This window comes from Micromonospora sp. NPDC049523 (assembly GCF_040676775.1).
Taxonomy (GTDB): domain Bacteria; phylum Actinomycetota; class Actinomycetes; order Mycobacteriales; family Micromonosporaceae; genus Micromonospora_G.
Window position 1 is genome coordinate 42087 of record NZ_JBFAPP010000021.1, and the last position, 25817, is coordinate 67903.

A 25817-nucleotide genomic window follows, 5' to 3' on the forward strand; every position below is an offset into this window, starting at 1 on the left:
CAGATCCACGGTCGTCACGAACTCGTACCCCGTCGAGTCTTGACCGGCAGCAGGTCACGCTCGGCGAAGACCTTCTTGGCGACGGCGGTGGCATTCAGCGCCCTGGGCATGCCGCAGTAGACCGCGGAGTGCAGCAGTGCTTCGACTATTTCCTCGGGGGTGAGCCCGACGTTGAGGGAGGCGTTGACGTGCACCTCCAACTGAGGCTCGCAGCCGCCGAGGGCGGTGAGCATTCCGAGGGTGACCAGTTGCCGGTCCCGGGGAGCCAAGCCGGGACGGCGGTACATGTCACCGAACGCCCAGGCGACGACCTGGTGGCCAAGTTCGGGCGAGACGTCCGCGAGCGAGTCGATGACCTTCTGGCCGACTTCGCCGTCGATCTCGGTGAGCACCCTTATGCCGCGCTCGAAGCGGTCCTGCCTGGTTTCCGCGGCGGCAGTGCTGTCGGTCATCCTGCTTCCGTTCCCTGCTCTCGGGTGAGCAGCAGTTCATAGTGATTGATCTTGTCGTCCAGCGCCTTGGCGTTGCGCCGCAGGCACCGGATACGGTCCTCCAACGAGCTGCGGTGTTCTCGCAGCATGGCCAGCCGGTCGGCGACTGTTGCCCCTCCGGCGCCGCGCAGTTGCGCGAAGTGCTGCATGTCGGCGATCGACATGCCGGTCTCCCGCAACCGCATCAGGAACGCCAGCCATTCCAGGTCGGCAGCCGCGTAACGACGCTGGTTGCCCGCGCTGCGACCGACCCGCTCGATCAGCCCGGCCTTTTCGTAGTAGCGCAGAGTGTCGGCTGACAACCCGGTCCGTTCGGAGACCTCGGCGATCGTGAGAGTCCCTCCGCCCTGGTGGAGGGGGTTTCCGTTGGCCATGCAGAAACCGTATAACCTGGAGTGCACTCCAGGTCAAATGTTCTCGCGCGAGGTGTGACGCGACGCTCCGGATGCGCCGCCGGAAGGCGATGTCGTAGTCTGGCCGACTTTGCATTTTCGGGACGTTGGTCGAGTTGGTCGAGTATCCGCGGGAAATCACACAGCGCTATCACGGCACCGCCGAACAGCTGGCTGCTGCCCTGGTGGGCGCGCCGCCGCAGCGGTGGCAGTCGATAGTCGTCGAGGACTACGACCCATCCTGGGTGGGTCGATTCGCCGCTGCCAGTTCGCTGCTCACCGAGGCCCTGGGCAGCCTGGTCGTCGGCGTCGAACACGTCGGGTCCACGTCGGTGCCGGGACTGGCGGCCAAGCCCATCATCGACATCGACCTCCTCGTCGAGGACACGGCGGACGAGTCCCGCTACGTTCCCGCGTTGGAAACGCTCGGCTACCGGCTCGTCCTTCGAGAGCCGTGGTGGCACGGGCACCGGATGCTGGTCAGTTCCGCCGAGGACGTCAACCTGCACGTCTGGCTGCAATACGCACCGGAACCCGTACGGCATCGGCTCTTCCGTGACTGGCTGCGCTCGCATCCGGAAGACCGTGAGCTGTACGCGACGACCAAGCGACGCCTCGCGCGGGACACCGCGAACCAACCCGGTGACTACAGCCTGGCGAAAAACGACGTGATCGACGCTATCTACTCGCGCATCTTCGCCGCGCCCCCGGAGCTCTCCTGTTGATGGTCTTGTTCGGGCCGGGGTTCCCTGTCCGGGACAAGACCGGGTGGGCCCATGAACAGGCCGGACAGGCACACGCTGTCCGGGACAGACTTCGACACTGGAAACCCACCGTCCCGCGTCAATACGCTGAGCAACGGTCACCCGATCCGTCGATCCGGGCCGAGCACCTGAGGCTCGTAGCGTCGACCATCGGGTTCGATGCCCGTGGGCTCAATCGGAGCCATGGGGAGTTGCCACCGACAGCGGGGAGAAATCATGAGGCGTCTACTACAGGCAGCGGTCGCGACCGCCACACTCGCGGTGGGTGTCGCCGCCATTCCTCAACCTGCGAGCGCCGCCGGCTGCCAATCCATCCAGCTACAGCAGATGCGATTCGCCGACGAATCACCGTTCCGCGCGTCGTATTCCTCCAGCGCCAGGGTAACCGGTTACGCCTACGACGATTACACGTACACCATGAATGGCGTCTGCACCAGCACGGCTGGAAATCTGTGGTACCGCCGGGCTGCCGATGGCGCACCGTCGGTTTACATCTACAGCGGCCACCGCATCGGGTAGCCCCGGGCGGCAGGACTCCACAGCGGACCACGCGGGGCATCACCCGGGGCGGGACGCGTGTGCCGTTGGGTCAGCGCCGTCCGGACACCCTGATGCGGCGGGCTCAATAGCCGCGCATGTGAAACGCTCGACTCGGACCAACCCGAGTCGAGCGTTTCGTTGCGTTCTCCGCGCCCCGGTGCATGTACCCGACGACCGCGAACGGCGGCTACCCGACGACCGCGAACGGCGGCGCTGGAACACGTCCTGCGGCAACAGCCTTTCGAACGTCGCCGAGGGCGGACGAGCCTGCGGGGTGGGTCAGCGCCGCTCGGCGAGCCCGACGAACGCACGCCGGGCGTCCGCAACCTCCACGACGTTCACCGACGCCGACGTGACACGACGTCCGCCACTCGGACCAGGCACGGCCGTACCGGCTCCACCGGCTCGGGTCAGCGCGCCGACGGCCGAATACCTGCCGCGGATCATGACGCTCGGGCAGCGGACCGGCTTTCGGGTGCAGGCCCTTCCGGGGTACGCACCATCGCAGGCGGCTGGCGTACCCGGAACGTGTGGGGTGTGAAGGTGGCCCGATTGATCATCGCGCCCGCCCTGCATCTACCCTTACGTCCATTGTGGATCCGTCGTCTCGAAGCCCAGCCCCGGCCCTGCGCGGACGCGCGGTTCGACCTGGTCGACGGCATCCGCGACAGGACGCTGAGCCTGACCCTGTTCCTCGCGAGCCAGGTCGTCGAGGCGCGCGGCGACCTCAGCACCCATCGACCCGGAACTCGGCGCCCCGCCCGACTCCCACGCACTCTACGAACGCTTGATCGGCTGGGCGCCCGTGCGCCGTACCTGATGGGGAACGAACCACGGCTCACGAAGAAAGGAGCGCCGGCGTGACCGACGAAGTCGACGACGACCTGAGCGCCCCGCACCGCCCCGGCGACGACTGGCTCTGCCGCGACGACGGCCAGGAGTGGCCATGCCCGATCTTCCGGCGCCGGATGTGGATCCTCTACCCGAACGACCCCCACCGGTTGGCCGCGTTCATGCGTCACTTTCGCGACAAGGCGGCGCCCGCGCTACCCGGACTGACCGCCAAGCAGGTGGAGGACCGGTTCATCGGCTGGATCAAGGATCCTCCGACCCGCCGCCGACTCCGCGCGATCTGAGGATGCCCCGACGTCCGATCCAAGGAAGGATTCCGGGCATGGCAGGTAAGTGCAGCATCTGCGAAACCGTATTCAGCAAGGTCGACGCGGGTAAGCCGGCACCGATTCACCAGGTGCAGGGTACGGAGAAGACCTGCTTCGGCAGCGGCGCCCGTACCACCTGATAGAACGCCGCACTGCCCTCTTCGGCGCGCAGGCGCGCGCCGATTCGAGGGTTGCCTTCGCCCCGGCAGGCGTCGGCGCGTTCACCGTCCCCGAGCTGGCCGGCGTACGTCACACGTTTCCGGCGCCGAGGCCGCGGGGCGGTCAGGTGCAGACACGCCAGGTGTCGTCCTCTTTGACAAGCTCGATGCGCTGAACGAACTCCTCGCCCGTCACCCGGACCATCCGGACGTCGACCGACCCGCTCGCCCGGCCGTTGCCGATGGAGATGTTGGTTCCGACGATCTCGTAGCGGTCGATGCCATGCCGCTCCGCCTGGATCTGGTCGAACTCCGCCTGGGTCATGGTCGAGTGCGCCTTCTCGCACATCCGGCCGTACGCGCCCTGGAGGTCGTCCGCGAGCACGTCGTCCAGGTACCTCGACGTGGCGTCGCGTATCGGCCCGGAATTGTCCTGGAAGGCCCGGAAGAGCGCTATCCCGCCGCAGACGCAGCCCAGGGTCACCACCGCGACCAGGATCAGCCCCAACCGCCGCCAGATGGGATTCCTGGGCGGCTGCATGATGGGCTCGTACGCCATGGCGCAAATCGTAGGAGGCCGATGCCACCGCCCCCGGTGGCTGGGTTCCACCCAATCGTCATATGTTCAGCAGGCCGCCGTTGCGTAGGGCGTCGTCCTTGATCGCGATCAGGTTCGCGGAGACGTACGGGATGTTGTGCTTCTGGTGCCATTCACTCGGGAAGTACGTGACCAACCGCGACGCCTGGAATCGGCATTTGATCTCAGGCACGAACCGGGAGTAGTTGGCGTCCGTGAAATACCAGAACGAGTTTTCGTTGTAGAACGCCACGTGCGTCGGATCCTGGTAGGCACCTCGACCGTCGGTGCTGGGTGTCAGCGACAACAGCATCCCGTTGGGCGCCAGCAGTCGGTACAGCTCGTTGAACAGTGCGATCTTGTCCGGGATGTGTTCCAGGAAATCCACCGCCCGAATGACTCCGACGCTGTTGTCCGGCAGGTCCACTCCCTTCGTCACGTCGCATACCATGTCGACGCCTGACCCGTCGTGGTAGTCCAGACCGAGATATCCTTCCGGCTTGTTGTGGGCCGCGCCCAGGTCGAGCGCCAGGAGCCCCTGCCGCCGTGACCAGGTCAGCGCATTCTGTTGGATGTTCCGGTCGTAGATCTCCACCGTACGCTGCTGGATGCGGGCATTGAAATCCGGAATGCGCTGCGTGTTCTTGGCATGCATGCGCTGCAGGTACAGGCATTTCTGAATGTGATGGAACTCGCTAACCTGGTAGATCCGAGCCATGAGATCGGCGTCGTCCGCGACGTCGAGCGACTCGTCGTACCCGCCGACCTTCTCGTAGATGTCCCGACGGAAGGCCCGCACATGGTTCGGTGCGTACCAGATGTAGCTCACGTTGTGCGGCGTCGGCGGCATCGCACGGCAGACCAGCACCTCGCGGCCGTCCACCTTCTCGTCGTAGTGCCGCCAGCCGAATGGGCTGGCGAAACGGTCCTCGCAGCGGCTGCCGTCCTCCTGTATCTGCGCGGTGTCGCTGTAGACGAACCCCACCTCCGGATTGGCGTCGAAGGCGTCGACGATCTCTTGCAGACAGTCGCTGCTGAGCAGATCGTCGTCGTCAAGCTCGACCAGGATGTCCCCGGTGGCCTCGGCGCAGGCGTACCCCTTCACGGCACCGACGCCGGTCAGGTTGTCCTGGACGATGAGCCGGATCCGATCGTCGTGCCTCTCGGGCCGCCAACGAGACCCCTGGTTGAGAATCACCACCCATTCCCAGTCGGTGAAGGTCTGCGCGACCAGCGATCGGAAACATTCGTCGATGAAACGGGTACGGTTGCTCCCCGTGAAGACCGTTACACGGGGAGTACGCATTGAGCCGATCACCTATCCGCCCGAGTCGAGGACGAAGCGGCCGGGGCCGGGCGGTACTTCGCCGGAACGGCTGAGGCGAGCCCCTTGTCCAGCCGGATCGCCGCGTTGAAGGCGTCCCGCGCTTCCTCCTCGTCACCGGATTGGGACAGCAACATGCCTAGTCGGAGGTAGGCGGTCGACGACTTGTCGTCGATCGAAACGACCTTGCGGTAGATGTCCATCGACGTCGTCGGGGCCTTACTTTCCAGAGCGATGGCCTTGTTGTATAGGGCCGGCTTGTAGTTGGCGTCGGCCTCCAAGGCCTTGTCGTAGTTGCTGACCGCCTCGTCCCCTTGGTTGCGAGACTGGGCGATGAAGCCCAGGTTGAACCAGGCGAACTTGTTGTTGGCCTCGGCGGCCAGCACCTTCTCGAAGGTGGCCTTCGCCTCGTCGAATTTACCGGCCTGGCCCTGCTCGACACCGAGGTTCAGCAGATCCGCCGACGCGGTTCCGGTGTTGGTGCCGCCATTCGCCTTGTCGCTGTTGCTGGAGCTGCTCGCCTGCGGCTTTTCAGCAGGCTCGTCGCTGCATGCCGTGACTCCGGTCAGCAGGACCGCACCACAGGCGAGTGACCCGAATATCTGACGCACGCTCATTTCTCCTCCTTGACGGTAACCGGGCGGTCCGACTTGGTGTTCGGCCGGCTGGGCTTGTTGGTGTTGGCGGTCGCCCGGCCCGACGTGTTGGCCGGAGCCCTCAACGCCAGCGGTCCGGCGAGCGAGATGCAGGACACCCAGATGTCGGCACCTCCGCCGGTGAAGGTGAACTGGTAGCCACTGACCGAGAGCGGCTGGATCAGCACCGGGTTCACGCCCGCACCCGCGAGCTGATATCCGGTCCCGACAGCAATGTCTCCGGCCTGGCACCCGAAATCAACGGGGGTGTCCGCGATCACGGTCAGCGGGCCCTGGATGTAGGCAGCCTGGATCCCGTTGCCCGCCGCGCCCTGCGCGCCCTGGGGGCCCTGTGCGCCCGCATCGCCTTGCGGCCCTTGTACGCCCTGCAAACCTTGCGCACCCTGTGCACCCTGCGCACCTTGGGCGCCCGCGTCTCCCTGGAAACCTTGAGCGCCCGCGTCGCCCTGAAAACCTTGGAAACCTTGGGCTCCGACATCACCCTGCGGCCCCTGTACGCCCTGAAAACCTTGGAAACCTTGCGCACCCTGGGCGCCTTGAACGCCCGCGTCGCCCTGCGCGCCTTGGATGCCCTGGGGTCCTTGAACACCCTGGAGACCCTGAGCGCCCTGAGCGCCCTGAGCGCCCTGCACGCCCTGCACGCCCTGGGCACCTTGGGCGCCCGCGTCACCCTGCACGCCCTGCGGACCTTGAACGCCCGCGTCCCCCTGCGCGCCTTGGAAACCCTGAGCACCCTGGGCACCGGCATCGCCCTGCGGCCCTTGCACACCCGGCACGCCCTGCGCACCCTGTGCTCCTTGCGCACCCTGCGCTCCCGCGTCTCCTTGGAAACCTTGAGCACCTTGACTGCCCGCGTCACCCTGGGCGCCTTGGACGCCCTGAGGTCCTTGGACACCCTGAGCACCCTGGGGACCTGAGGCGCCCTGGGCGCCTTGGGGGCCGGCATCGCCCTGCAGCCCTTGCACGCCCTGCAAACCCAACGCACCTTGGACGCCCTGGGCACCTTGAACGCCCGCGTCGCCCTGGGCACCCTGCACGCCCTGCGGACCTTGAACGCCCGCGTCACCCTGGGCGCCTTGGAAACCCTGAGCGCCCTGGGCACCGGCATCGCCCTGCGGCCCTTGCACACCCGGCACGCCCTGCGGACCTTGAACGCCCGCGTCGCCCTGAACACCTTGGAAACCCTGAGCACCCTGAACGCCTTGCGCGCCCTGGGCGCCGACGTCACCCTGCGGCCCCGGCACACCCGGCACGCCCTGCGCGCCTTGAGCACCCGCGTCGCCTTGGGCACCCTGGGCGCCCTGCGGACCCTGAACGCCCGCGTCGCCCTGAACGCCTTGGAAACCCTGAGCACCCTGGACGCCTTGCGCGCCCTGAGCACCGGCATCGCCCTGCGGCCCTTGCACGCCCGGCACGCCCGGCACGCCCTGGGCACCCGCATCGCCCTGGGTACCCTGCACGCCCTGCGGACCCTGAGTGCCCGCGTCGCCCTGAACGCCTTGGAAACCCTGAGCACCTTGGGCGCCGGCATCGCCCTGCGGCCCTTGCACGCCCGGCACGCCCTGCGCACCTTGAGCACCCGCATCGCCCTGGGCACCCTGCACGCCCTGCGGACCCTGAGTGCCCGCGTCGCCCTGAACACCTTGGAAACCCTGAGCACCCTGGGCGCCTTGCGCGCCCTGAGCGCCGACATCACCCTGCGGCCCTTGCACGCCCGGCACGCCCTGGGGACCTTGAACGCCCACATCGCCCTGGAGGCCTTGAACACCCTGGGCACCCTGGAGGCCTTGGGCGCCCTGGGCACCCTGAACACCAACGCCGCCCTGGGCACCCTGCGCCCCCTGGAAACCTTGAGCGCCTTGAACTCCCCCGGCGCCCTGAACACCCTGGGGACCCTGAACACCCACGTCGCCCTGGGGACCCTGAACGCCCATGTCGCCCTGGGCGCCTTGAACGCCCTGGGGGCCCTGATTGCCCTTGGAGCCATGCGAGCCGTCGTGCCCTCCCCATGGGCCCTGCCAGCCCTGCGGCCCGTAGTCTGGTTTGCCTCCTGGGTGGTGGTCCCCCGAGTCGTCAGGTCCACCGTCGTCCTCGCGGACAGGCGACCAGGACAACGGCCAGCCGCCGTACTGGCCGAGCGGACCGGGCGTACCGATGTGCAAGTCCTGGGTAGAGGATTTCGCTTCCACCGGTTCCGCTGCGGCTGCGGGCCCACCCGTCATCCCGACTGCCAGCAGGACAGAACTCAGACCTGAAGCGGCGCGGCCATGCTTCGGCCCTTTGCGCAGCCGTCGGTTGTTGCTCATGACCCCTCCAGAGAACCGCTCGGGATACACCCAAAGCCACGTGCCGGTGACACACAGTCACCTAGCGGGCGATTTGCAGCGTATCCGACCGATTCCTCGAACGAGAGAGGTTTTAGCTCCAGCTAAGCGGATTGGGAACAAAGTGGATTTTCTTCGCAATCAGCCTGCATACGCCCCGGCCGCCACGTCCCGAACCCGGCGATCCGGGCCATCTCGAGGACTCACCACGTTCGGGTCCACCGCCGTACCCGGCAGCGACCGGGCAGCAGGGAACAGCACCTCAGGGCACCCCGACCACAGCGACATGGGTACGCACGACCGTGGTATCGACCGTGCGGCCCCATCACCAAGATCCGAAAACAGAATTCAGTCGCCTAGGATCCGCTCCCACAGCAGCCCGTCCCGCCAACCCCCGTCGAGGAAGATCGAGGAGTGCGCAACGCCGTACGGGCTGAATCCGTTACGGCGCAGCACCCGCTGCGACGGCAGGTTCTCCAGATTGGTGGACGCCTCGGCGCGATGCAGCCCGAGTTCGTCCGTCATCATCCGGAGTACAAGCCCGACGGCGCGCCCGGCGTGCCCTTGATTCTGCGCGACGCTGGCGATCCAGTATCCGACGGAGCCGCGGCGCAGGTGCGGCTGAGGCAGGATGCCTCCGACGGTGACCTGCCCGATCACCTGGTCGTCGGCGAGCACCACGCCCGGCCAGAGCGAGCCGGCCCGGTACCCGGCCAGCAGGCTGTCGATCCGCTCGGCCTGGCCCTCCGGGGTGAAGAACTCGGCCGGCTGGGCCGGCTCCCACGGCCGGAAAGCCTCGACGTCCCGCACCCGATGCGCGGCGATCGGGCCGGCGTCGGTGGGCTCGATCAGGCGGATCCGGGTGCTGCTGCGCATGGGCTGATCCTCGTGGGCGGTGGGTCGCATGGGACGACCAGCCTATGCAGCGCGGCGGTCGAGACCGAACCTAGGCGAGCCTGCGGCGTACCCACCAGAAGCAGAAGGCGGACAGCAGGGCGCTGAGGGCGAGGAAGACCGCTGTCTCGTACCACTGGAGGGCCCAGAAACGGCTGGCCGGTTGGTAGGAGGCCTGCTGCCGGAGATCGAGCGAGGCGAGCCAGGCGGTGCACCCCTCCTTGGAGAAGTTCGCCCGGCCGCAGGTCTGGAGATCGGCCGGGCCGGTGAACGGCTGCCCGCTCGGGGTGACGGTCTTGTTGGACACCACCCAGGCTCCCGGTTGGTTCACCTGCCCGGTGACCGTCATGTCGGTCTCGGTGATCCGTACCGACTGCATGGCCGAGGTGTCCAGGGGTGCGGTGAAACTGACCGGGGTGACGAGGTGCGGGCGGAGGTACAGGGGCGTGGCGACCAGGGCGGCGACCACCACGACGAGGGTGACGGCCATGGCCGGGATGGTGCGGCGTACGAGCATGCCGGCGGTCACCCCGACCACGAACGCGAAGGCGGCGTAGCCGATCGGGACGATGCCCCGGCCGGGGAAGACCATGGGCAGCATCCGGTCCAGGTTGGCCTTGTCGATGGGCGCCGCCCACCAGGTCACCGCGAGACTGAACACACCGGCCGTGACCATGCTGACCAGGCCGACTCCGACGAGCTTCACCGCCAACCACCGGGTACGGGTGACGCTCTGGTTCCAGATCAGCCGGTGGGTGCCGGTTTCCAGCTCACGAGCGATCAGCGGTGCGCCCCAGAACACCCCGATGATCCCGGGCAGCACGAACATGAACACGAGGGCGACGACGTACACGCGGCTGTTCACCACGGTCATCGCCTGGTTGACGAAGTTGTCGGCGGCCGCCTCGCAGTTCGCCTGGCACGCGGCCAGCCCGGTGCTGCGCGACAGCCGGGCGAGATTCGGGCCGGTGACGGTCAACGCGACCGCGAGCGCGGCCAGGGCGGTGAGCACCAGCCAGGCCTGGGTACGGAATTGGCGCCAGGTGAGCCAGGTCATCGGGTCGTCTCCAGTACGGGCGTACGGCCGACGGCGGCGGCCTGGGTCATGTAGGCGAGGACGAGGTCTTCCAGGTCGAGTTTGTCCACGCTGCACGACGGATCGTCGATGGGTGCCGAGCTGCGTACGATCACGGTCGACTGCCGTTCGGTGTGGCTGGCCTGGATCACCTGGTGACCGGCGGGGAAGGTGGCCGGGTCACGGGCGGCGCCGGTGAGCCGGTGATGGGTGGCCAGCAGTTCGTCCACCTCCCCGGCGACCTGCACCCGCGACGCGGCCAGCACGATCAGGTAGTCGCACACCCGTTCCAGGTCGGCGACCAGGTGCGAGGAGAGCACGACGCTGGCCTCGTGTTCGGCGGTGAACTCCATCAGGGTCCGCATGAACTCGCGCCGGGCCAGCGGGTCGAGGCTGGCCACGGGCTCGTCGAGGATCAGCAGTTCGGGTCGCTTCGCGATGGCCAGGGTCAGGGCGAGCTGCGCCCGTTGGCCGCCGGACAGTTTGCCGGCCTTCTGACCGGGATCGAGGCCGAGTTGCCGGATCCGGGCGGTGGCCAGTCCGTCGTCCCAGCCGGGGTTGAGTCGGGCGCCGAGGCGCAGGTGGTCGGCGACGGACAGGCCGGCGTACGTCGGGGTGTCCTGGGCGACGAAGCCGACCCTGGCCACCTGCGCCGGCCCGGACGCCGGGCGCGCACCGAGGACCTCGATGGTGCCCGAGGTCGGTGCCAGCAGGCCGCAGGCGAGCTGCAACAGGGTCGACTTGCCGGCGCCGTTGGGCCCGACCAGGCCCACCACCCGTCCCGGCGGGATGCTCAGCGTGCAGTCGGACAACGCCTGGCGGCGTCCGTACCGCCTGCCCAGTCCGTTGGTTTCGATCACCGCGGTCATGCTTTCTCCCCGGCGGCCGCACGGAAGGTGCTCAGGAACAGCGCCTCGATGCTCTCCTCGTCCAGGCCGGCGGCTCGGGCCCTGGTCAGCCACTGCTCCAGCTCCTGGCGCAGTGGTCCGTGCGCGGCCAGCGACTCGTCGCTCAGCGTCCGGGTCACGAACGTCCCGACGCCGGGTCGGGGTTGCACCAGTCCCTCGTACTCAAGCTCGCGGTACGCCTTGAGCACCGTGTTCGGGTTGATCGCCACTTTCGCCACGACGTCCTTGACCGTGGGCAGCCGGTCCCCCTCGCGCAGCAGGCCCAACCGCATGGCCTGACGCACCTGGTGGATCAACTGCATGTACGGCGAGACACCGGAGCGGCCGTCCAGGTGAAACTCGATCACCATCATCTCGATTCAACTAGGTTACTAGCACAATAGCTATTTCCCTCCCCTCGATGTCAAGAACCGGCACTTGACAGTTCCGGGCTACTATCATTAGCTTTTGGGCTATGCACGATAGCCAGACGATCCCGGCCAACCATCGCGTCAGCGGAAACCCGGATGCCTAGGGCCGGGCTCTCCACCTCGGCCGTGGTCAGCGCCGCGCTCGACGTGGTCGACGAACAGGGCATCGGCGCCCTCACCCTCGCCGCCGTCGCCGCCCGCACCGGGGTCGCCACCCCCTCGCTCTACAAACACGTCGGCAACATCGCCGAACTACGCGACCTGGTCGGCGTACGGGTGATGACGGAGATGGCCGAGCACTTCGGCGACGCGGTGATCGGACGCAGCGGCGACGACGCGGTGACCGTGCTGATGCACACCTACCGCGACTACGTACGCGAACACCCCGCCCGCTACGCCGCGATGCCGACCGACCCGCTGCACGACCCCGCCCTGGTCGAAGCCGGAACCCGGCTGCTCAACGTCTTCGTCGCGGTGCTGCGCGGCTACGGGCTCGACCATTCCGCCGCGATCCACGCCACCCGGTGCCTGCGCGCGATCGGCCACGGCTTCGTCTCGATCGAGGCCGGCGGCGGCTTCCGCCTGGCCGAGGACCTGGACGAGACCTACGAGCAACTGATCCGGATGTTCGTCGCGAGCCTTCCCCACCCGTGACGTGCCCGCGCTCCGCCCCTCGACCGAAGGAGCTACTGACATGTCCACACCAGACACCCGCATCCGGCTCGGTGCGCTCGCCGCGGCCCTCGCCGCGCTGATGTTCCTGCTCTACCCCGCCCTACGGCCCTGGACGGACGAGAGCACGGTCGCCGGGGCCACCGAGGCGATGGGTTCCTGGCGGTGGGTCGCCTCCCACCTGTTCGCCATGGTCGGGTTCATCCTGCTGCCGTTGGCGCTACTCGCCGTACGCTCGCTTGTCGCCCGTACCCCCGGCGAAGCCCCCGCCGCCTGGGCCGTCGTGACCACCTGGACCGGCGCGGGTCTGACCCTGCCCTACTACGGCGCCGAGGACTTCGCCCTGAACGCGATCGCCGGCCGGTCGGTCGACGGGCAGCAGCTCGACCTGCTCGACCTGGTCGACGCCGTCCGTTACGGCCCGGTCGCGATCACCAGCTTCGGGGTCGGCCTGGTGCTGCTCGGGGTCGGCGCGGTGCTCGCGGCGGTGGCGATCTGGCGCTCCGGGCTGATCCCCCGCGCCAGCGGCATCCCCCTCGCGCTCGGTTTCGCCCTCTTCCTGCCCCAGTTCTACACACCACCGGCGGTACGGATCGGCCACGGCGTACTGGTCGCGGTCGGTTTGGCCTGGGTGGCGCTGAGCCTCTGGCGGCGACCGGCGGCGATCCACTCCGAACAGCAGGGCACCGCCGCGACCCGCGCGACGGTGTGACGGGGAAGGGCCCGTTGCCACCGCCGCAGCGATGACAACGGGCCCTCACACCCCGCTCGGGTTACTTCTTCGCGACGTCGATGTCGCTACGCCGAGCCGGGAGCGGGTACGCCGGATCGAGGAAGAAACTCGGGTGCGGCGGCTCTGTTCGGGCGGGCCGGTCAGCGGTTGCCGAGCACGCTGACCCCGGCCAGCCCGGGACGGGCGAACGGGAGGTCGGGGAGGTCGGTGAGGGTGACCCGGACGTGTTGTCCGAGGCCGGTGAAGAGCCCCCGTTGGGTCTGTGCGGCATCCGGGTCGGCCGCCCGGTCGAGCACCTTCGTCCAGGTCAGGCCGTCCTTGGACACCTCGACCGTGTAGCCGTAGCCGAACTGGGCCGCTTCGGCGGCCCCGGTCGGGACGGCGACGCACTGGCCGGTGGCGGGACCGGAGACGGTGTTCGGTTCGCCGTCGCGTACCGGCGCCGGCTGGTTGCCGGTGCAGGCCAGCGGCCCGCGTACGGTGTTCGCCGACACCACCACCGGCCGGTTGCCGGTGCGGTTGCCGGAGAGGCTGACCGGGCCGGCGACCTGGTTGCCGGTCAGCACGACCTGGCCGGTGGAGCCGCTGACCGAGACCGGGCCGGCGATCCGGCTGCCGGTCACCCGGACCACGACCGCCCCGGTCGCGGAGACCGGACCGGCGATGGTGGCGTTGTCGGCGACCAGCGAGGCGCCGGGGCGCACGGTGACCGGGCCGCTGACGGTGCCGGTGAGGCAGGTGACCCCGTCGGTCACGGTGAGCGGGCCGGCATGGGTGCCACCGACCGTACGGGTACAGGCGTCCTGCACGTCCGTACGCGGGAAGGTCAGTTCGATCCCGGCAAGGGTCCGCCAGCGTCCGAGGTCGACCTGCCAGCGCTGACCGGTCGACGTGCTGGCGGCCTTCCAGGCGGTGGCCGGGTCGCCGTCGGTGGCCAGTGCGGCGGCGTGTCCGGGCAGCGCACTCGTGGCGGTGGCGGGACGGCCGGCGGAGACGTCGACCGGGGTGTCCCCGGCCGTGTAGCGGGTGTAGTTGTAGAGCCGTTTCGCCTGCGGCAGCGGGGTTCCGGTCACCTTCGCGGCCAGGTCGCACGGGCCGTTGCTCTTGATGGTCAACGAGGCACCCTGGATGTACTCGACGACCTCTTCCTTGTCGTCGCCGCAGAAGTCGGCGTGCCAGAGCCGGGCGGCCGGGTCGAGGACGCTGATCACGTCCCCGCTGCCGTTCATGATGGTGGTCGGCTCGCCGCAGCCCCGGTTCCACACCATGATCAGGTCGCTGTAGTCGCCGGTCCAGTTGTGGATCGGTTCCGGGATCGACCCCCAGCAGCCGCGCGTGGTGCGCGCCTCCTGCCAGACCATGCCGCCCTGCTCGTCGAGGAGGAACAGCCCGTCGTAACCGTTGGTGGTCCGGTCGATCCGGTCCAGGCCGAGCGACTCCAGGCCGGGCAGTTCCGGGATGTAGTCGCCGGTCATGATGTTCTGCGTCTCGACGATGTCGCTGTTGCGCCAGAGTTCCGCACCCGTACGCAGGTCGTGCGCGACCGCCGCGTCACCGCCGAGGATGAGTTCGGGCTCGGCGTCACCGGCGATGTCGGCCATCCACATGGTGTCGGCGTGGCCGTCGCCCCGGTGCTGCCAGAGCAGTTGCCCGTCCGGGCCGACCATGTCGTATCCGATCATCACCTCCTGCCGGCCGTCGTTGTCGATGTCGTACGGCCAGGGGTAGTGCCCGGTGTTGCCCCGGTGGGTCCAGAGCAGCGTGCCGTCGCCGGACAACGCCCACGCGGTGTCGTAGCGGTCCTTGAGGATGATCTCCTGGGCGGTGTTCCGGCCACTGAGGTTGGCGAAGATGATCGCGTCGTGGGCGAGCCGGTCGGGCAGCGCGAAGTCGCGTACGAGCTGCCCGGTGGCGCCTTCGAAGACCATGAACCGACCGGGCTGACGGGTGTCGCCACCCGGATGCATGATCGCGACGACCTCGTTGTCCCCGTCCCCGTCGACGTCGTGCACCTGGGCGGGGATGTCACTGCCGTTGTTGCGGCCACGGGGATCGGGGGTGCCGGCCTGCCAGAGCAGCCGACCGTCCAGGTCGTACGCGGTCAGCGCGGCGACCAGCGCGCCTTCGTAGCGGTCGTCGGCGACGTAGTGCGGTTGCATGTAGACGATGTCGAGCCGGCCGTCGCCGGTGACGTCGCCAAAGAGCGGGCGCGCTCCGCCACCCGCGGCCCTGGTGTCGAATGTGGTCACCACGTTCGGCACGATCTGGGCCGGGGCGGCTGCCGGGGCTTGTGGGGTCTCGGCCCGGGCGAGGCCGGGCGGGGCGAGTACGGCGAGCAGTGCCACGGCCGAGCCGGCGGCACGCCCGGACCGGGATCGGAATCGGGATCGAGCGGAGCGGGACGGGGGTGACTGCGGCATGTCGGAGCCTCCTGAAGGGAGCGGGGGATTCCGCAAGGAGATGAACCGTTTCAATAAGCCGCGGCCAAGATATCCAGGACGTTACGAAGGTGTCAAGGAAAAGAACACCTTCCCGAAGCTGGCGCTCGCATTCGCCAGTGAAACGGCATGATCGGTTGACTTACCCGCGAAGCCGCCGGTAACTTCCAAAGATTGAACTGTTTCAGAGAGTTCTGCCGTGTCAGACCTGGCCGCCGAAGAAGCCGAACCGGGACAGTGGACCGATCAGCTCGCGTTCCTCGTAGGCCAGGTGGGACAGCAACGCGTCGGTGAGCACGTCGACCGCCTCCTGGATGCCGGAGAGGTCGTCCGGGTGACCCACCAGGTCGACCAGTGCCCGGTCCACCGCTTCGAGCACCTCGTGGATGACCTGGTGCTCCTGGTCGAGCCGGTCGATCACCGCGGCCAGATTCCGGTCCGAGGCCTTCAGGTACGGGAAGATGCCGCCGCTCTCCATCGTGTGGTGCTGGGTGAGCGAGACACAGTAGGACTGGCAGAAGGAGCCGAGGGTCCAGTTGTTGGACCGCAGGGTCATCGCGTTGACCTCACCCCGGGCGGAGCCGATGTCGAGCGCGTTCGCCCGTACCTGGTCGAGGATGTCGCGTACCCGGGCCAGTTCCTCCCGGTAGTGGTTGTGCACGTCGATCAGGTGCTTGCCGGCGGAGACGCCGCGGCCGGTGAACTGCACCTCCTGCGCCGGCTCCGGGGCGGTCGGCCGGGTGCTCTCGTCCCAGACCTCGGTGCTGCTGTGCCGGGTACGCGGCGGCGGGGTGGGCGCGAGTCCGGTACGGCTGGTCAGCCAGTGGTCGGTGTCGGTCACGGTCTTCCTGTCTCTGCGGGTCATCGGTTCGGCGATCGGAGGGGCTGACGGGGTCAGCGGGGCCAGTCCCGCCACTGTCGCAGCGTCGGGATGATGGTCTTCTCCTCGAGGTCGAGGTGGGCCAGCAGTTCCGAGCCGACCGCATCCAGGGCGGCGATCAGCCGCTTCCTGGTCTCCGGCCGGTCGTCGCTGCGGAGCAGGTCGGCCAGCGCCTCGACCTGGTCGAGCAGGTCGGAGATGCGGCGGTGGTCGGCCTCCAGCCGCTTGACCGCCGGAACCAGGGCCGGGTTGGACCGGCGTACGGCCGGAAAGAGGCGTACGTCCTCGTTGCCGTGGTGCGAGTGCACCAGCCGGCAGTAGCTCAGGCAGTTGGTGCGAAGCTGCCAGAGCGGGCCGCGGGTCTGCAACGAGCGGACGGTAGAGCGGACCCGGTCCGGTGCGGCACCCCGGCCGATCTGGTCGGCGAGCTTGCGGAGCTGGTTGAGGTCGCGGCGCAGTGCGCCGTGGATCCACCTCAGCTCCTCGACCAGATGCTCACCCGGCGCCTTCGCCTGCCGGGGAGCGCGAGCGCGACTCATGCGACGACCGTACCAGATCGTTGGTTTGCACAAATAATCCGTGGGGGCAAATCATTTCGGCTCTGCTAACATAACCCGCATGACGGTCGAGGAGACCCGGTCCCGGCGGGCGATGGACCGCATCGGTCTGCTGCTGGCCCGGCACGGCGGGATCAGCAACGCGCGCATGCGTGACGCGCTGGAGGCCACCGGACTGAGCACCCGGCAAGGCATCACCCTGATGCACCTCGCCGAGAACGGCCCGATCGGACAGCAGGCGCTCGTCGAGGCACTCGGTGTCGATCCCAGCGCCCTGGTGGCCATCCTCAACGACCTCGAACGGGACAACCTGGTCGAACGGCGCCGGGACCCGGCCGACCGACGACGGCACATCGTCGTCCTCACCGATGCCGGCGGCTCGGTCCTGACCAGGGTCGACGCCGCGATGGACGCGGTGGAACGCGAGCTGTTCGTCCACCTCGACGCCGACGAGGTCGCCACCCTGCACCGGCTGCTGAGCCGGATCAACACCGCCGTCAACGACGACGCCTGCCGCGAGGTCTGACCCCGACAGGGGTACGCCGACCCACAGCGGGTACGCCCCCACCGTCAGCACCGGGGCCGCGCCGATCGCCCCCCGGTCGTACGGGGAGGAGGCGGCGGATGATCGAGCTACCAACCGAGAACGACCCGCGCCTGGAGGCGACGTACCGGTCCGACCGGGTCTGGAGCGGCGTGACCACCAGCGCCGACGGGCGGGTGTTCGTCAGCTTTCCCAACGCCGACCGGCCCGGCATCCAGGTGGCCGAACTCGGCTCAGACGGGCAGCACGTGCCGTACCCGGACGCCGCCTGGAACTCGGTCCGCGACGACCACGACCCCGACGGTGCGTTCGTCCAGGTCAACGGCTTGCGGATCGGGCCGGACGGACGCCTGTGGATCATCGACGCGGGCGCGCCGGGTATCGGTCGGCCGGCGGTTCCGGGCGGCGCCCGGCTGATCGTGGTGAACCTGAGCACCGACAGCGTCGGCGACATCTACGACCTTTCTCCGGCGGTCCGGCCGCACAGCTACCTCGACGACCTGCGCTTCAACGGTGACCAGGTCTATCTCACCGACGCCGGAGAGCCCGGACTGATCGTGCTGGACCTGGGCTCTGGCGAGCTGCGCCGGGTGCTGGAGGACCATCCCAGCACCACCGACCAGCGCCCGCTGTACGCCGACCACCGCAAGGCCCGCGGCCCCGAGGGTGACGAGGTACTGGTCCACGCCGACCAGTTGGAGGTCTCACCGGACGGCAGCCAGCTCTACTACCAGCCGGGGTCCGGACCGATGTCCCGGATCGCCACCAGGTGGCTGGACGACCCCTCGGTCACCCCCGGGGAGCTGTCCGACCAGGTCGAGCCCTGGCTGGACACGCCGACCACCGGCGGTACCGCGATCGACGCGAACGGCGTGATCTACCTCAGCGACACCAACCAGCGGCGGGTGCTGGCGATCAGCCCGGACCGGGAGGTGGAGACGGTGGTCGCCGACCCACGTCTGGTCTGGGCCGACGCCATGTGGCTCGACAGCGCCGGCGACCTGTGGATTCCGGTGCCCCAGCTGAACCGCACCGCGGGTTTCAACGGTGGTGTGCAGGCGGTCGAGTATCCGGTGTGGATCTACAAGATGCATGTCGGCGCGGCGCCCGCTCCGAACGATCACCGCTGACGGAATGCGGGAATCATGCACGTTTAAATCGTGAATGGATCATGCATCATTGCGGTACGTGTCGGATATGTTCGGCTGAGCCAAAGTTAAGGCAGTTTTAATGCCGTGTCGCGCCCTAAAGTGGGTTAGCCACCCATCGCGCAGACGCATAATGCAACGCAGGTCGCCTGGCATCCGGCCAAAAGCGGCATATCGAGAGTGAGAGGTGGAGCCGTGAAGCTCACCTTCGTTCGCAAGACTGCGTTGTCTCAGGTAAACAACTGCCCGTCGCTATATCGCACCGACCGCGACACCTTCGTTGTGCAGGGATGGCGGGTGTCCGACCCCGAAGCCCTGGCACAGCTTGACGTACCCGCGCACGAGACGGTGGTCGAGGTGCCGGTCGACGTACTGGCGGAGATCGCAAAGGCCATGTAGTGATCTGAGATCGGCTCACCGACCAGGAGTACGCGCACCCGCGAGGATCCCGCCGGTGAGCCGATCGACCTAAGCTGGACAGCGGAGGATCCACCACCGGGCCGGTGCCGCACCCGGACCGGTCAGCCCGACATTGGCTGGTCACTCGGCCGCTCTACCACCTGCGATGCCGTGTGAGCTGTACCGTGACGCCTACCCAAGCGCAGCTTAGGAGCAGGTGATGTCCAGCAACCAGACCGGCAGCGACCGAGGCGCGCTTGGGGCGAGACTGCGAGAGCTTCGGGCCCGCGAGGGCATTTCAGGGATCAACCTGGCAAGCCGGCTGGGCTGGGTCCAGTCGAAGGTCTCCCGGATCGAGACCGGTCGGCAACTACCCACCGAGGACGACGTACGGGCCTGGGGCGCGGTGATCGACGCCGACGAACCCCTACTCGACGAGCTGCTGCGACAGTTGCGCGCACTGCGCGGGGAACACATCGCCTGGCGGCGCGGTGCTGCGGACGCGGCGCAGACCGGCACCCAGCGGTCCATGATGGAGCTGGCCGCCGAGGCGACCCTGGTCCGCAACTTCGAACTGGGTGTGGTGCCCGGCCTGCTCCAGACCGCCGACTACGCCCGCGTACGCCTCGCCGAGAACGTCGAGTTCCACGGTGCACCCGGCGACGACCTGGAGGACGCGCTGCTGCTGCGGATCCAGCGCCAGCAGGTGCTCTACGACTCGACCAAGCAGTTCAGGTTCCTGGTGACCGAGTCCGTACTGCGCATGTCGCTCTGCCCGGTCGACGTGATGCGCGGGCAACTCGACCGGCTGACCGCGCTGACCGGCATGAGCAACGTCGAACTCGGCATCATCCCCACCGAGGCCCGGCTGCCGCTCGCACCGCTGCACGGTTTTGTCATGTTCGACGACACCGTCAGCGTCGAGACCTGGGCCGAGGAACAGACCTGGCAGACCCCCGCCGACGCCCACCGATTCGGGCGGATCTTCGACCGCCTGCACGAGGTGGCCCGGCACGGCGAGGACGCCCGCGAGATCATCCAGGCGACCCTGGCCGGTCTCGCCACCCCCGCATGACCTCGTCGAAAGCGGCGTGGACCGGCGTACCGGGCAGTTTGTCGTAGATCGCGAACACCACCTCGTCGAACCCGTCGACCACCCGCAGCGCCTCGACGAACGCGCGCGCCACCGTGCCGGGATCGTTGCGGAACACCCCGCAGCCCCAGGCCCCGAGCACCAACCGGCGGTGGCCGTGCGCGGCGGCGATCCGCAGCACCCGCTCGGCCCGCCGCCCCAGCACCGCGGGTACGCCCGCGGCATCCGCCGGCTGGTTGCGCCGGATCGCGCCGAGGTTCGGCGCGGCCGAGGTCAGGAACGCGATCCGGTACGGCCGGTCGAGCAAATCGCCCCGCTCGTCCCGGAACACCGGCACCCCCGGTGAGTAGATCACCCGGTCGCTGTAGCGCAGGTCCTGCTGCTCGCGGTGGAACTCGTAGAACTCCGGCGCGCTGCGCAGGCACGGGTAGAGCGCCGAGGCACGGGCGATGTCCTCCTCCTGTGCCTTGGCGCCGCCGAGGAAACCGCCACCGGGATTCTTGGCCGAGGCGAACACCAGACAGGCCACGTCCGAGCCGAGCCGCGCGGCGGCGACCAGGCTCGACTCGCGGGTCACCGTCACGGCCAGCCCGGCCGGCGGCTGTCCGTCCACCGTCGACCTGTCCACCCGCTCGCGGGGTGCGGGCTCGGGCAGCGGGGTGTCCGGCAGGTAGTGCCGGGTGCCGGCGACCGCGGCGCCGACCGCGTCGGCGATGCTGATCCGCGTACCGGCGGGGCTCGTGTAGTGGCCGGACTCGGCGATCTCCACGGTCTGCCGGCCGATCTCCCGGAGCCGACCACTCACCGGTTGCGTCAGCCCTGCCGTTGGGCCGCGCACTGGGCGCAGGTGCCGAAGATCTCCAGCGTGTGCCCCACGTCGGTGAAGCCGTGTTCGTCGGCGACCCGCTTGGTCCAGGTCTCGACCGTCGGTCCGGCCACCTCGACCGTACGGGCGCAGTGCCGGCACACCAGGTGGTGGTGATGGGTGGGGCTGCACCGCCGGTACAGCTGCTCGCCGTTGGGCAGCCGCATCACGTCGATCTCGCCCGCGTCGACCAGCGTCTGCAGGGTCCGGTAGACCGTGGTCAGTCCGACCCCGACACCGCGCTGACGCAGGTCGGCGTGGAGCTGCTGGGCGCTGCGGAACTCGGTCACCTCGCCGAGCAGGGCGACGACCTCGCCACGCTGTCGGGTGTTGCGAGTGGCCCCGGGCATGGAATTGATCACGAGCGACACCTTCCCGACTCGGGCGTACGAGCGGGGCCAAGTGTACGGGCCCGGGCCGTGACGTGCTTCACGGCGAGCACGCCGTACGGTGTCGACCGGGTCGACGTTACGTCAGCGTCGAACGGTGGACGGACCGCTCACGAAACGCGGCCCAACCGCTCCTCGACCCGCAGCACGGCCGACCCGCGCGGAGGACGGTACAGACGCTCCCGCTCGTCCCCGGCTTCGGCGGCTACCAGGAGGACTTGCGGATGCCTGGCAGTTCGCCGCGCAGCGCCAGCTCCCGGAACCGGACCCGGGACAGCCCGAACCGGGACAGCACCCCACGCGGGCGGCCGTCGACCTGGTCACGACCGCGCAGCCGGACCGGACTGGTGTCCCGGGGCAGCCGGGCCAGCCGCCGGACCGCCTCGGCGCGCAGGCCCGGGTCGGTGTCCGGATGGCTGACCTCGGCATCGCGGCCGCCGAGGACGACGATCGCGCACTCGCCGACGTGATCAACCGGCAGATCGAGTACGCCGACACCGTCGTGCTCTGGGGACGGTCCCCGGACGGCGCGTACGACACCGAACGGCTGGCGGTCCTGCTGCACCGGATCGCCCCGTGGGCCGTACACGTCAGCGCCGCCGAGGAACAACTGGTGGACGTCACCACGCTGCGCCGGCAACTGCGGCACACCCACCGGCACCGTTCGGAGACGCCCGGCGTACTGGCCCGGGGCATCGAGGGCTACCCGCTCGGCGTACACGAACCACTGGCCGACTCCGGTGTGGTCTCCGCGGTCTTCCGCGCCCGCCGCCCGTTCCACCCCGACCGGCTGCACGACGTGCTGGAGACGGTGACCGGCGAGGCGCTGCGCTCACGCGGCCACCTCTGGCTGGCCAGCCAGCCGGAAACCGTGGTCGCCTGGGAGTTCGCCGGCGGTGGCCTGAACCTGGGCACCCTCGGTCGCTGGCTGGTGAACCTGCCACCGCGACGCTGGACCGAGGCGAGCGACCAGCGCCGGCTCGCCGCCGACCTGGACTGGGACCCGTACTACGGGGACCGGCACAGCCACCTGGTCTTCATCGGCCTCGACCTCGACCCGGTGGAGATCCACCGGCTGCTCGCCGGCTGCCTGCTCAGCGACGCCGAGTTGGCCGACGGGGAGTTGGAATGGGTGACCTATCCCGATCCGTTCGCCGGCTGCTTCCCGCTCCCCGACGAGGAACGGGAACCCGAACCCGAATCACACCTGGAAGGGATCGAACCACAGTGAAACCGAACATCCACCCCGAGTACCGCTACGTCGTCTACCGCGACCGCAGCGCCGACTTCGCCTTCCTCACCCGCTCCACCGGGAACAGCGACAGGACCATCGAGTGGACCGACGGCAACACGTACCCCGTGATCGACGTCGAGATCTCCTCCGCCAGCCACCCCTTCTGGACCGGCCGCCAACGCCTCCTCGACACCGCCGGCCGAGTAGAAAAATTCCGCGCCAAATACGCCCGCCACAACCGCTAACCCCCACCCCACCCCTACCCCCAACCCCACCCCCACCCCGTTGATCATGAAGTTAGCGCGCCTCCAGGAGATCAAATCTGTCGCTAACTTCATGATCGACGGGTTGGAATGGGGGGCCGGGGGTTTTTGGGGGGTTGGGGAACTAGTTGGGGGTGGGGGGCGACTATCGGTGCGGGCGTCCATTGCGGTACGTCCGCGCACGGCTCGAGCCGCCACGCCGACGGCAGGCTTCGGGTCCGGGGTCCCGTCCGGCGGCGCGAGGGATCACGGAGTGCGCACCTGAGTCGATCGACGACAGGAGCCGACCCGTGTCCACCGCTGCCGACCTCCAACCTCCCCGCGGACCGGATGACAGACCGCCGCGCGAACTGCCGACCGAACCATTGCACGAGCGATCGCACGAGCCATCGGACGAATCGGCCGGCGGGACACAGCGGACACGGGAGCGGGCCTGGTCGGCCGTACCGCTGCTGCGGCGGTTGCATTTCTACGCCGGGGTGCTGGTCGCCCCGTTCCTGGTGGTGGCCGCGCTGACCGGCCTGGCGTACGTTTTCACCCCGCAACTCGACAACCTCGTCTACGCCGACGAACTGCGGGTGGCCACCGTCGCCGGACAGGCCCGGCCGTTGACCGAACAGGTGGCCGCGGCACAGGCGGCACACCCGACGGGCACGCTGACCACGGTTGTCCCGGCCAGCGCAGCGGACACCACCACGCAGGTGGTCTTCGCACTGCCCGAACTCGGCGACAGACAACACACCGTGTACGTCGACCCGTACACCGCTCAGGTACGGGGCACCCTGGTCACCTGGTTCGGCTCGACCCCGCTCACCACCTGGCTCGACGACCTGCACCGCAACCTGCACCTGGGTTGGTTCGGTCGGATGTACTCCGAACTGGCGGCAAGCTGGCTCTGGGTGCTGGTCGCCGGTGGGCTGGTGCTCTGGCTTCGGCAACACCGCCGGGGGCGGTCCCGACTCCGGCGCGCACTGCTGCCGGACCTCGGCGCGCGCAACGTACGCCGTACCCGGGGTTGGCATGCCGCCACCGGGATCTGGCTCAGTGTCGGCCTGCTCGTGCTCTCCGCGACCGGCCTGACCTGGTCCCGCTGGGCCGGCGCGCACTTCGACACCGCGCTGACCGCGCTGGACGCGAAGCGTCCAACACTCGACCTGGCCCTGCCCGACGGTGCTCCTGCTCCGCACGGGCAGCACCATTCGGCCGGCGCGGACCCGGCGGCGGTCGACCCGGCCACGGTCGAGCGGGTGCTCGGACACGCCCGCCGGGCCGGGCTGACCGGGCCGGTGGAGATCGCCACGCCGACCGAACCCGGGCTTGCCTGGACCGTCACCCAGGCGGACAACACCTGGCCGGTACGCCTCGACCAGCTTGCCGTCGACCCGGTCACCGGACCGGTGGCCCGCAGCGACTTCGCCGACTGGCCGCTGCTCGCCCAGCTCAGCAAGCTCGGCATCCAGGCGCACATGGGCCGCCTCTTCGGCTGGGTCAACCAGGTGTTGCTCGGTGCGCTCGCGGTGGGTCTGCTCTGCGTCATCGTCTGGGGCTACCGGATGTGGTGGCAGCGCCGTCCCACCCGGTCGGACCGGCGTACGTTCGTCGGCCCGCCACCGGAACGCGGCACCTGGCGCTTCCTGCCCCGCCCCCTGCTCGCCCTCGCCCTGCTCCCCCTGGCCGCCCTGGCCTGGGCCCTGCCCACCTTCGGCGCCACCCTGCTCGCCTTCCTGGTCCTGGACGCCCTCCTCGCGAGGAGACGCGCCACCCAGGCCCCCGGAACCACCGGTCGGTCCGGGGCGAATGGCGGCCATCCGTCCTCGGCAGGCACGCACTCGCCCCGGACCAGCGGGGAAATGCCTCGGACCAGCGGGGAGGGGCTTCGGACCAGCGGGGAGGGGCTTCGGACCAGCGGGGAAAGCGGGAGCTGAGGCGCATGAGGGGGCGGGGAAGGGGTAAGAGGCGGCGTGGATTGGTGGAGGACGGCTGGTGGGGTACGCATGACGTGCCCCGCCGCGGTTGACTCCGGGCCCGGTGCCACCCCCGGGCCCGGCGGGCCGGCGGCATGAACGGCGGTCAGCGTCGATCGGGGCGGCGGGCGGCGCTGATGGCCACGCTCGGCGCGGTGGCGAACGCCGTACCGGCGGTCACGGTGCTGCCCAGCCTGCGACTGCGGCTCTTTCCCCGGCTCAGCGGATTCGGCGCCACCGACCACGTGGCGCTCACCTTCGACGACGGGCCGGACCCGGCCTCCACACCACGGTTCGCCGAGGCCCTCGCCGCCCACCGGGTACGGGCCACGTTCTTCCTGCTCGGTTCCACACTGGCCGACGCGCCCTCGGTCGGCCGGGACCTCGCCGCAGCCGGTCACGAGGTGGCCGTGCACGGGTGGGCGCACCGGAACCTGCTGCTGCGGGGGCCGTACTCGACCCATCACGACCTGCTACGGGCGCGGGACCTGGTCCAGGAGACCACCGGCCAGACGCCCCGTTTCTACCGTCCGCCGTACGGGGTGCTGAGCGCGGCGGCCCTGCTGGCGGCTCACCGGCTGGCGCTGAGCCCGGTGCTCTGGACCTGCTGGGGGCGGGACTGGACCCGTACCGCCACACCGGCCTCGGTGCTCGCCACGCTGCGTACCGGGTTGGACGGCGGCGGGACGATCCTGCTGCACGACTCCGACTGCGCCTCCGCCCCCGGCGCCTGGCGGTCGAGCCTGGCGGCGCTGCCGTACCTGCTGGACGAATGCGCCCGGCGGGGGTGGCGGGTGGGCCCGCTGGGCGAGCACGGGCTGCCCCCGCGTCGGCCCGGCCGGGACGGCTTCCCGTCACCGCCCACCGGCGCGTCGACCAGCCGTTGACGGAGACTTCGATCGGGCTGCGCCGGGTGGTCGACTCAGCCGGCGCCCGGCGGTTGGCGCTGAGCGGTTGGCGCTGAG

General features: G+C 69.2%; 30 protein-coding genes and 2 pseudogenes. 15 read left to right on the top strand and 17 right to left on the bottom strand.

The window, feature by feature from the left end; all coding sequences use genetic code 11:
- Positions 1 to 14: 14 nt before the first annotated feature.
- Positions 15 to 452, bottom strand: coding sequence for a carboxymuconolactone decarboxylase family protein (locus tag AB0J90_RS27540; RefSeq protein ID WP_363600648.1), 438 nt, complete (start codon positions 450 to 452; stop codon positions 15 to 17).
- Positions 449 to 865: a MerR family transcriptional regulator gene (locus AB0J90_RS27545; RefSeq protein ID WP_363600650.1), complete on the bottom strand. Its 417-nt coding sequence runs from the start codon at positions 863 to 865 to the stop codon at positions 449 to 451. Before AB0J90_RS27545 ends, AB0J90_RS27540 begins: the two co-directional genes overlap by 4 nt.
- Before the next feature lie 125 nt (positions 866 to 990).
- Here AB0J90_RS27545 and AB0J90_RS27550 point away from each other — a divergent pair, with 125 nt between their 5' ends.
- The 3 genes from AB0J90_RS27550 to AB0J90_RS27560 all read left to right on the top strand — a co-directional run bounded on the left by AB0J90_RS27550 (position 991) and on the right by AB0J90_RS27560 (position 3323).
- Positions 991 to 1608, top strand: coding sequence for a GrpB family protein (locus tag AB0J90_RS27550; protein ID WP_363600652.1), 618 nt, complete (start codon positions 991 to 993; stop codon positions 1606 to 1608).
- A 255-nt stretch (positions 1609 to 1863) separates the two neighbouring features.
- Positions 1864 to 2166, top strand: a complete 303-nt coding sequence (locus AB0J90_RS27555) for a hypothetical protein (protein WP_363600654.1) — start codon at positions 1864 to 1866, stop codon at positions 2164 to 2166.
- 881 nt (positions 2167 to 3047) lie between these two features.
- Positions 3048 to 3323 carry a hypothetical protein gene (locus AB0J90_RS27560; RefSeq protein WP_363600656.1) on the top strand — a complete coding sequence of 92 codons (276 nt, stop codon included), beginning with the start codon at positions 3048 to 3050 and terminating at the stop codon, positions 3321 to 3323.
- 106 nt (positions 3324 to 3429) lie between these two features.
- Here AB0J90_RS27560 and AB0J90_RS27565 read toward each other — a convergent pair whose 3' ends face one another.
- The 5 genes from AB0J90_RS27565 to AB0J90_RS27585 are packed head-to-tail and all read right to left on the bottom strand — an operon-like array spanning position 3430 to position 6433.
- Complete coding sequence (locus tag AB0J90_RS27565) at positions 3430 to 3600, bottom strand: hypothetical protein (protein WP_363600658.1); 171 nt, start codon at positions 3598 to 3600, stop codon at positions 3430 to 3432.
- Positions 3601 to 3629: 29 nt separating this feature from the next.
- On the bottom strand, positions 3630 to 4064 hold the full coding sequence (locus AB0J90_RS27570) for a DUF4878 domain-containing protein (RefSeq protein WP_363600660.1): 435 nt from the start codon (positions 4062 to 4064) through the stop codon (positions 3630 to 3632).
- A 58-nt stretch (positions 4065 to 4122) separates the two neighbouring features.
- Positions 4123 to 5388 carry a glycosyltransferase gene (locus AB0J90_RS27575; protein ID WP_363600662.1) on the bottom strand — a complete coding sequence of 422 codons (1266 nt, stop codon included), beginning with the start codon at positions 5386 to 5388 and terminating at the stop codon, positions 4123 to 4125.
- Positions 5389 to 5396: 8 nt separating this feature from the next.
- The gene (locus tag AB0J90_RS27580) at positions 5397 to 6023 is read right to left on the bottom strand and encodes a tetratricopeptide repeat protein (RefSeq protein WP_363600664.1); all 627 of its coding nucleotides are present in this window, start codon (positions 6021 to 6023) and stop codon (positions 5397 to 5399) included.
- Entirely contained in the window at positions 6020 to 6433 is a 414-nt protein-coding gene (locus AB0J90_RS27585) for a hypothetical protein (RefSeq protein ID WP_363600666.1), read from the bottom strand. Before AB0J90_RS27585 ends, AB0J90_RS27580 begins: the two co-directional genes overlap by 4 nt.
- On the opposite strand from AB0J90_RS27585, the gene AB0J90_RS27590 reads away from it, so the two are divergent.
- Together AB0J90_RS27590 and AB0J90_RS27595 are read left to right on the top strand one after the other, a co-directional pair.
- Positions 6419 to 6979 carry a hypothetical protein gene (locus AB0J90_RS27590; RefSeq protein ID WP_363600668.1) on the top strand — a complete coding sequence of 187 codons (561 nt, stop codon included), beginning with the start codon at positions 6419 to 6421 and terminating at the stop codon, positions 6977 to 6979. The two genes, AB0J90_RS27585 and AB0J90_RS27590, sit on opposite strands and share 15 nt — an antisense overlap.
- Before the next feature lie 15 nt (positions 6980 to 6994).
- Positions 6995 to 8317 (top strand): hypothetical protein, encoded by a 1323-nt coding sequence (locus AB0J90_RS27595; protein WP_363600670.1) that lies wholly within the window; start codon positions 6995 to 6997, stop codon positions 8315 to 8317.
- 417 nt (positions 8318 to 8734) lie between these two features.
- Here the strand turns inward: AB0J90_RS27595 and AB0J90_RS27600 are convergent, their stop codons facing one another.
- From AB0J90_RS27600 to AB0J90_RS27615, 4 genes are all read right to left on the bottom strand, one after another.
- A complete protein-coding gene (locus AB0J90_RS27600; RefSeq protein ID WP_363600671.1) occupies positions 8735 to 9262 on the bottom strand; it encodes a GNAT family protein in 528 nt (175 codons plus the stop codon).
- Between the two features lie 70 nt (positions 9263 to 9332).
- Positions 9333 to 10337, bottom strand: coding sequence for an ABC transporter permease subunit (locus AB0J90_RS27605; protein ID WP_363600673.1), 1005 nt, complete (start codon positions 10335 to 10337; stop codon positions 9333 to 9335).
- Positions 10334 to 11224: an ABC transporter ATP-binding protein gene (locus AB0J90_RS27610; protein WP_363600675.1), complete on the bottom strand. Its 891-nt coding sequence runs from the start codon at positions 11222 to 11224 to the stop codon at positions 10334 to 10336. Before AB0J90_RS27610 ends, AB0J90_RS27605 begins: the two co-directional genes overlap by 4 nt.
- Positions 11221 to 11610: a GntR family transcriptional regulator gene (locus tag AB0J90_RS27615; protein ID WP_363600815.1), complete on the bottom strand. Its 390-nt coding sequence runs from the start codon at positions 11608 to 11610 to the stop codon at positions 11221 to 11223. The genes AB0J90_RS27610 and AB0J90_RS27615 overlap by 4 nt, the downstream gene beginning before the upstream one ends.
- Before the next feature lie 159 nt (positions 11611 to 11769).
- On the opposite strand from AB0J90_RS27615, the gene AB0J90_RS27620 reads away from it, so the two are divergent.
- Together AB0J90_RS27620 and AB0J90_RS27625 are read left to right on the top strand one after the other, a co-directional pair.
- A complete protein-coding gene (locus AB0J90_RS27620; RefSeq protein ID WP_363600677.1) occupies positions 11770 to 12327 on the top strand; it encodes a WHG domain-containing protein in 558 nt (185 codons plus the stop codon).
- A 40-nt stretch (positions 12328 to 12367) separates the two neighbouring features.
- Entirely contained in the window at positions 12368 to 13057 is a 690-nt protein-coding gene (locus tag AB0J90_RS27625) for a hypothetical protein (RefSeq protein ID WP_363600679.1), read from the top strand.
- A gap of 161 nt (positions 13058 to 13218) precedes the next feature.
- Here AB0J90_RS27625 and AB0J90_RS27630 read toward each other — a convergent pair whose 3' ends face one another.
- The 3 genes from AB0J90_RS27630 to AB0J90_RS27640 form a co-directional block, all read right to left on the bottom strand.
- Positions 13219 to 15498: a discoidin domain-containing protein gene (locus AB0J90_RS27630; protein WP_363600681.1), complete on the bottom strand. Its 2280-nt coding sequence runs from the start codon at positions 15496 to 15498 to the stop codon at positions 13219 to 13221.
- Positions 15499 to 15718: 220 nt separating this feature from the next.
- Positions 15719 to 16357 (bottom strand): hemerythrin domain-containing protein, encoded by a 639-nt coding sequence (locus AB0J90_RS27635; RefSeq protein WP_363600683.1) that lies wholly within the window; start codon positions 16355 to 16357, stop codon positions 15719 to 15721.
- Between the two features lie 53 nt (positions 16358 to 16410).
- On the bottom strand, positions 16411 to 16935 hold the full coding sequence (locus tag AB0J90_RS27640; protein WP_363600685.1) for a hemerythrin domain-containing protein: 525 nt from the start codon (positions 16933 to 16935) through the stop codon (positions 16411 to 16413).
- Between the two features lie 79 nt (positions 16936 to 17014).
- Here AB0J90_RS27640 and AB0J90_RS27645 point away from each other — a divergent pair, with 79 nt between their 5' ends.
- The 4 genes from AB0J90_RS27645 (at position 17015) to AB0J90_RS27660 (ending at position 20119) form a co-directional block, all read left to right on the top strand.
- Positions 17015 to 17479 carry a MarR family winged helix-turn-helix transcriptional regulator gene (locus AB0J90_RS27645; RefSeq protein ID WP_363600687.1) on the top strand — a complete coding sequence of 155 codons (465 nt, stop codon included), beginning with the start codon at positions 17015 to 17017 and terminating at the stop codon, positions 17477 to 17479.
- Positions 17480 to 17577: 98 nt separating this feature from the next.
- Positions 17578 to 18627, top strand: a complete 1050-nt coding sequence (locus tag AB0J90_RS27650) for an L-dopachrome tautomerase-related protein (protein WP_363600689.1) — start codon at positions 17578 to 17580, stop codon at positions 18625 to 18627.
- 213 nt (positions 18628 to 18840) lie between these two features.
- The gene (locus AB0J90_RS27655; RefSeq protein ID WP_363600691.1) at positions 18841 to 19044 is read left to right on the top strand and encodes a hypothetical protein; all 204 of its coding nucleotides are present in this window, start codon (positions 18841 to 18843) and stop codon (positions 19042 to 19044) included.
- A gap of 220 nt (positions 19045 to 19264) precedes the next feature.
- Positions 19265 to 20119 (top strand): helix-turn-helix transcriptional regulator, encoded by an 855-nt coding sequence (locus AB0J90_RS27660; protein WP_363600693.1) that lies wholly within the window; start codon positions 19265 to 19267, stop codon positions 20117 to 20119.
- On the opposite strand, the gene AB0J90_RS27665 is transcribed toward AB0J90_RS27660, so the two are convergent.
- The 3 genes and pseudogenes from AB0J90_RS27665 to rpsN all read right to left on the bottom strand — a co-directional run.
- Positions 20079 to 20942: a TIGR02452 family protein gene (locus AB0J90_RS27665; protein ID WP_363600695.1), complete on the bottom strand. Its 864-nt coding sequence runs from the start codon at positions 20940 to 20942 to the stop codon at positions 20079 to 20081. The two genes, AB0J90_RS27660 and AB0J90_RS27665, sit on opposite strands and share 41 nt — an antisense overlap.
- Positions 20943 to 20950: 8 nt before the next feature.
- A complete protein-coding gene (locus AB0J90_RS27670) occupies positions 20951 to 21352 on the bottom strand; it encodes a transcriptional repressor (RefSeq protein ID WP_363600817.1) in 402 nt (133 codons plus the stop codon).
- Between the two features lie 244 nt (positions 21353 to 21596).
- Positions 21597 to 21812, bottom strand: a pseudogene (rpsN, locus tag AB0J90_RS27675) (30S ribosomal protein S14); the annotation flags it as partial.
- Between rpsN and AB0J90_RS27680 the strand changes: the two are divergent.
- From AB0J90_RS27680 to AB0J90_RS27695, 4 genes and pseudogenes are all read left to right on the top strand, one after another.
- Positions 21813 to 22622 (top strand): annotated as a pseudogene (locus AB0J90_RS27680) (GTP-binding protein); the annotation flags it as partial.
- Positions 22619 to 22870 carry a type B 50S ribosomal protein L31 gene (locus AB0J90_RS27685; RefSeq protein WP_363600697.1) on the top strand — a complete coding sequence of 84 codons (252 nt, stop codon included), beginning with the start codon at positions 22619 to 22621 and terminating at the stop codon, positions 22868 to 22870. The pseudogene AB0J90_RS27680 and the gene AB0J90_RS27685, both read left to right, overlap by 4 nt.
- A gap of 308 nt (positions 22871 to 23178) precedes the next feature.
- The gene (locus AB0J90_RS27690; protein ID WP_363600699.1) at positions 23179 to 24813 is read left to right on the top strand and encodes a PepSY domain-containing protein; all 1635 of its coding nucleotides are present in this window, start codon (positions 23179 to 23181) and stop codon (positions 24811 to 24813) included.
- Positions 24814 to 24947: 134 nt separating this feature from the next.
- Complete coding sequence (locus tag AB0J90_RS27695; protein ID WP_363600701.1) at positions 24948 to 25739, top strand: polysaccharide deacetylase family protein; 792 nt, start codon at positions 24948 to 24950, stop codon at positions 25737 to 25739.
- Positions 25740 to 25817 lie beyond the last annotated feature (78 nt).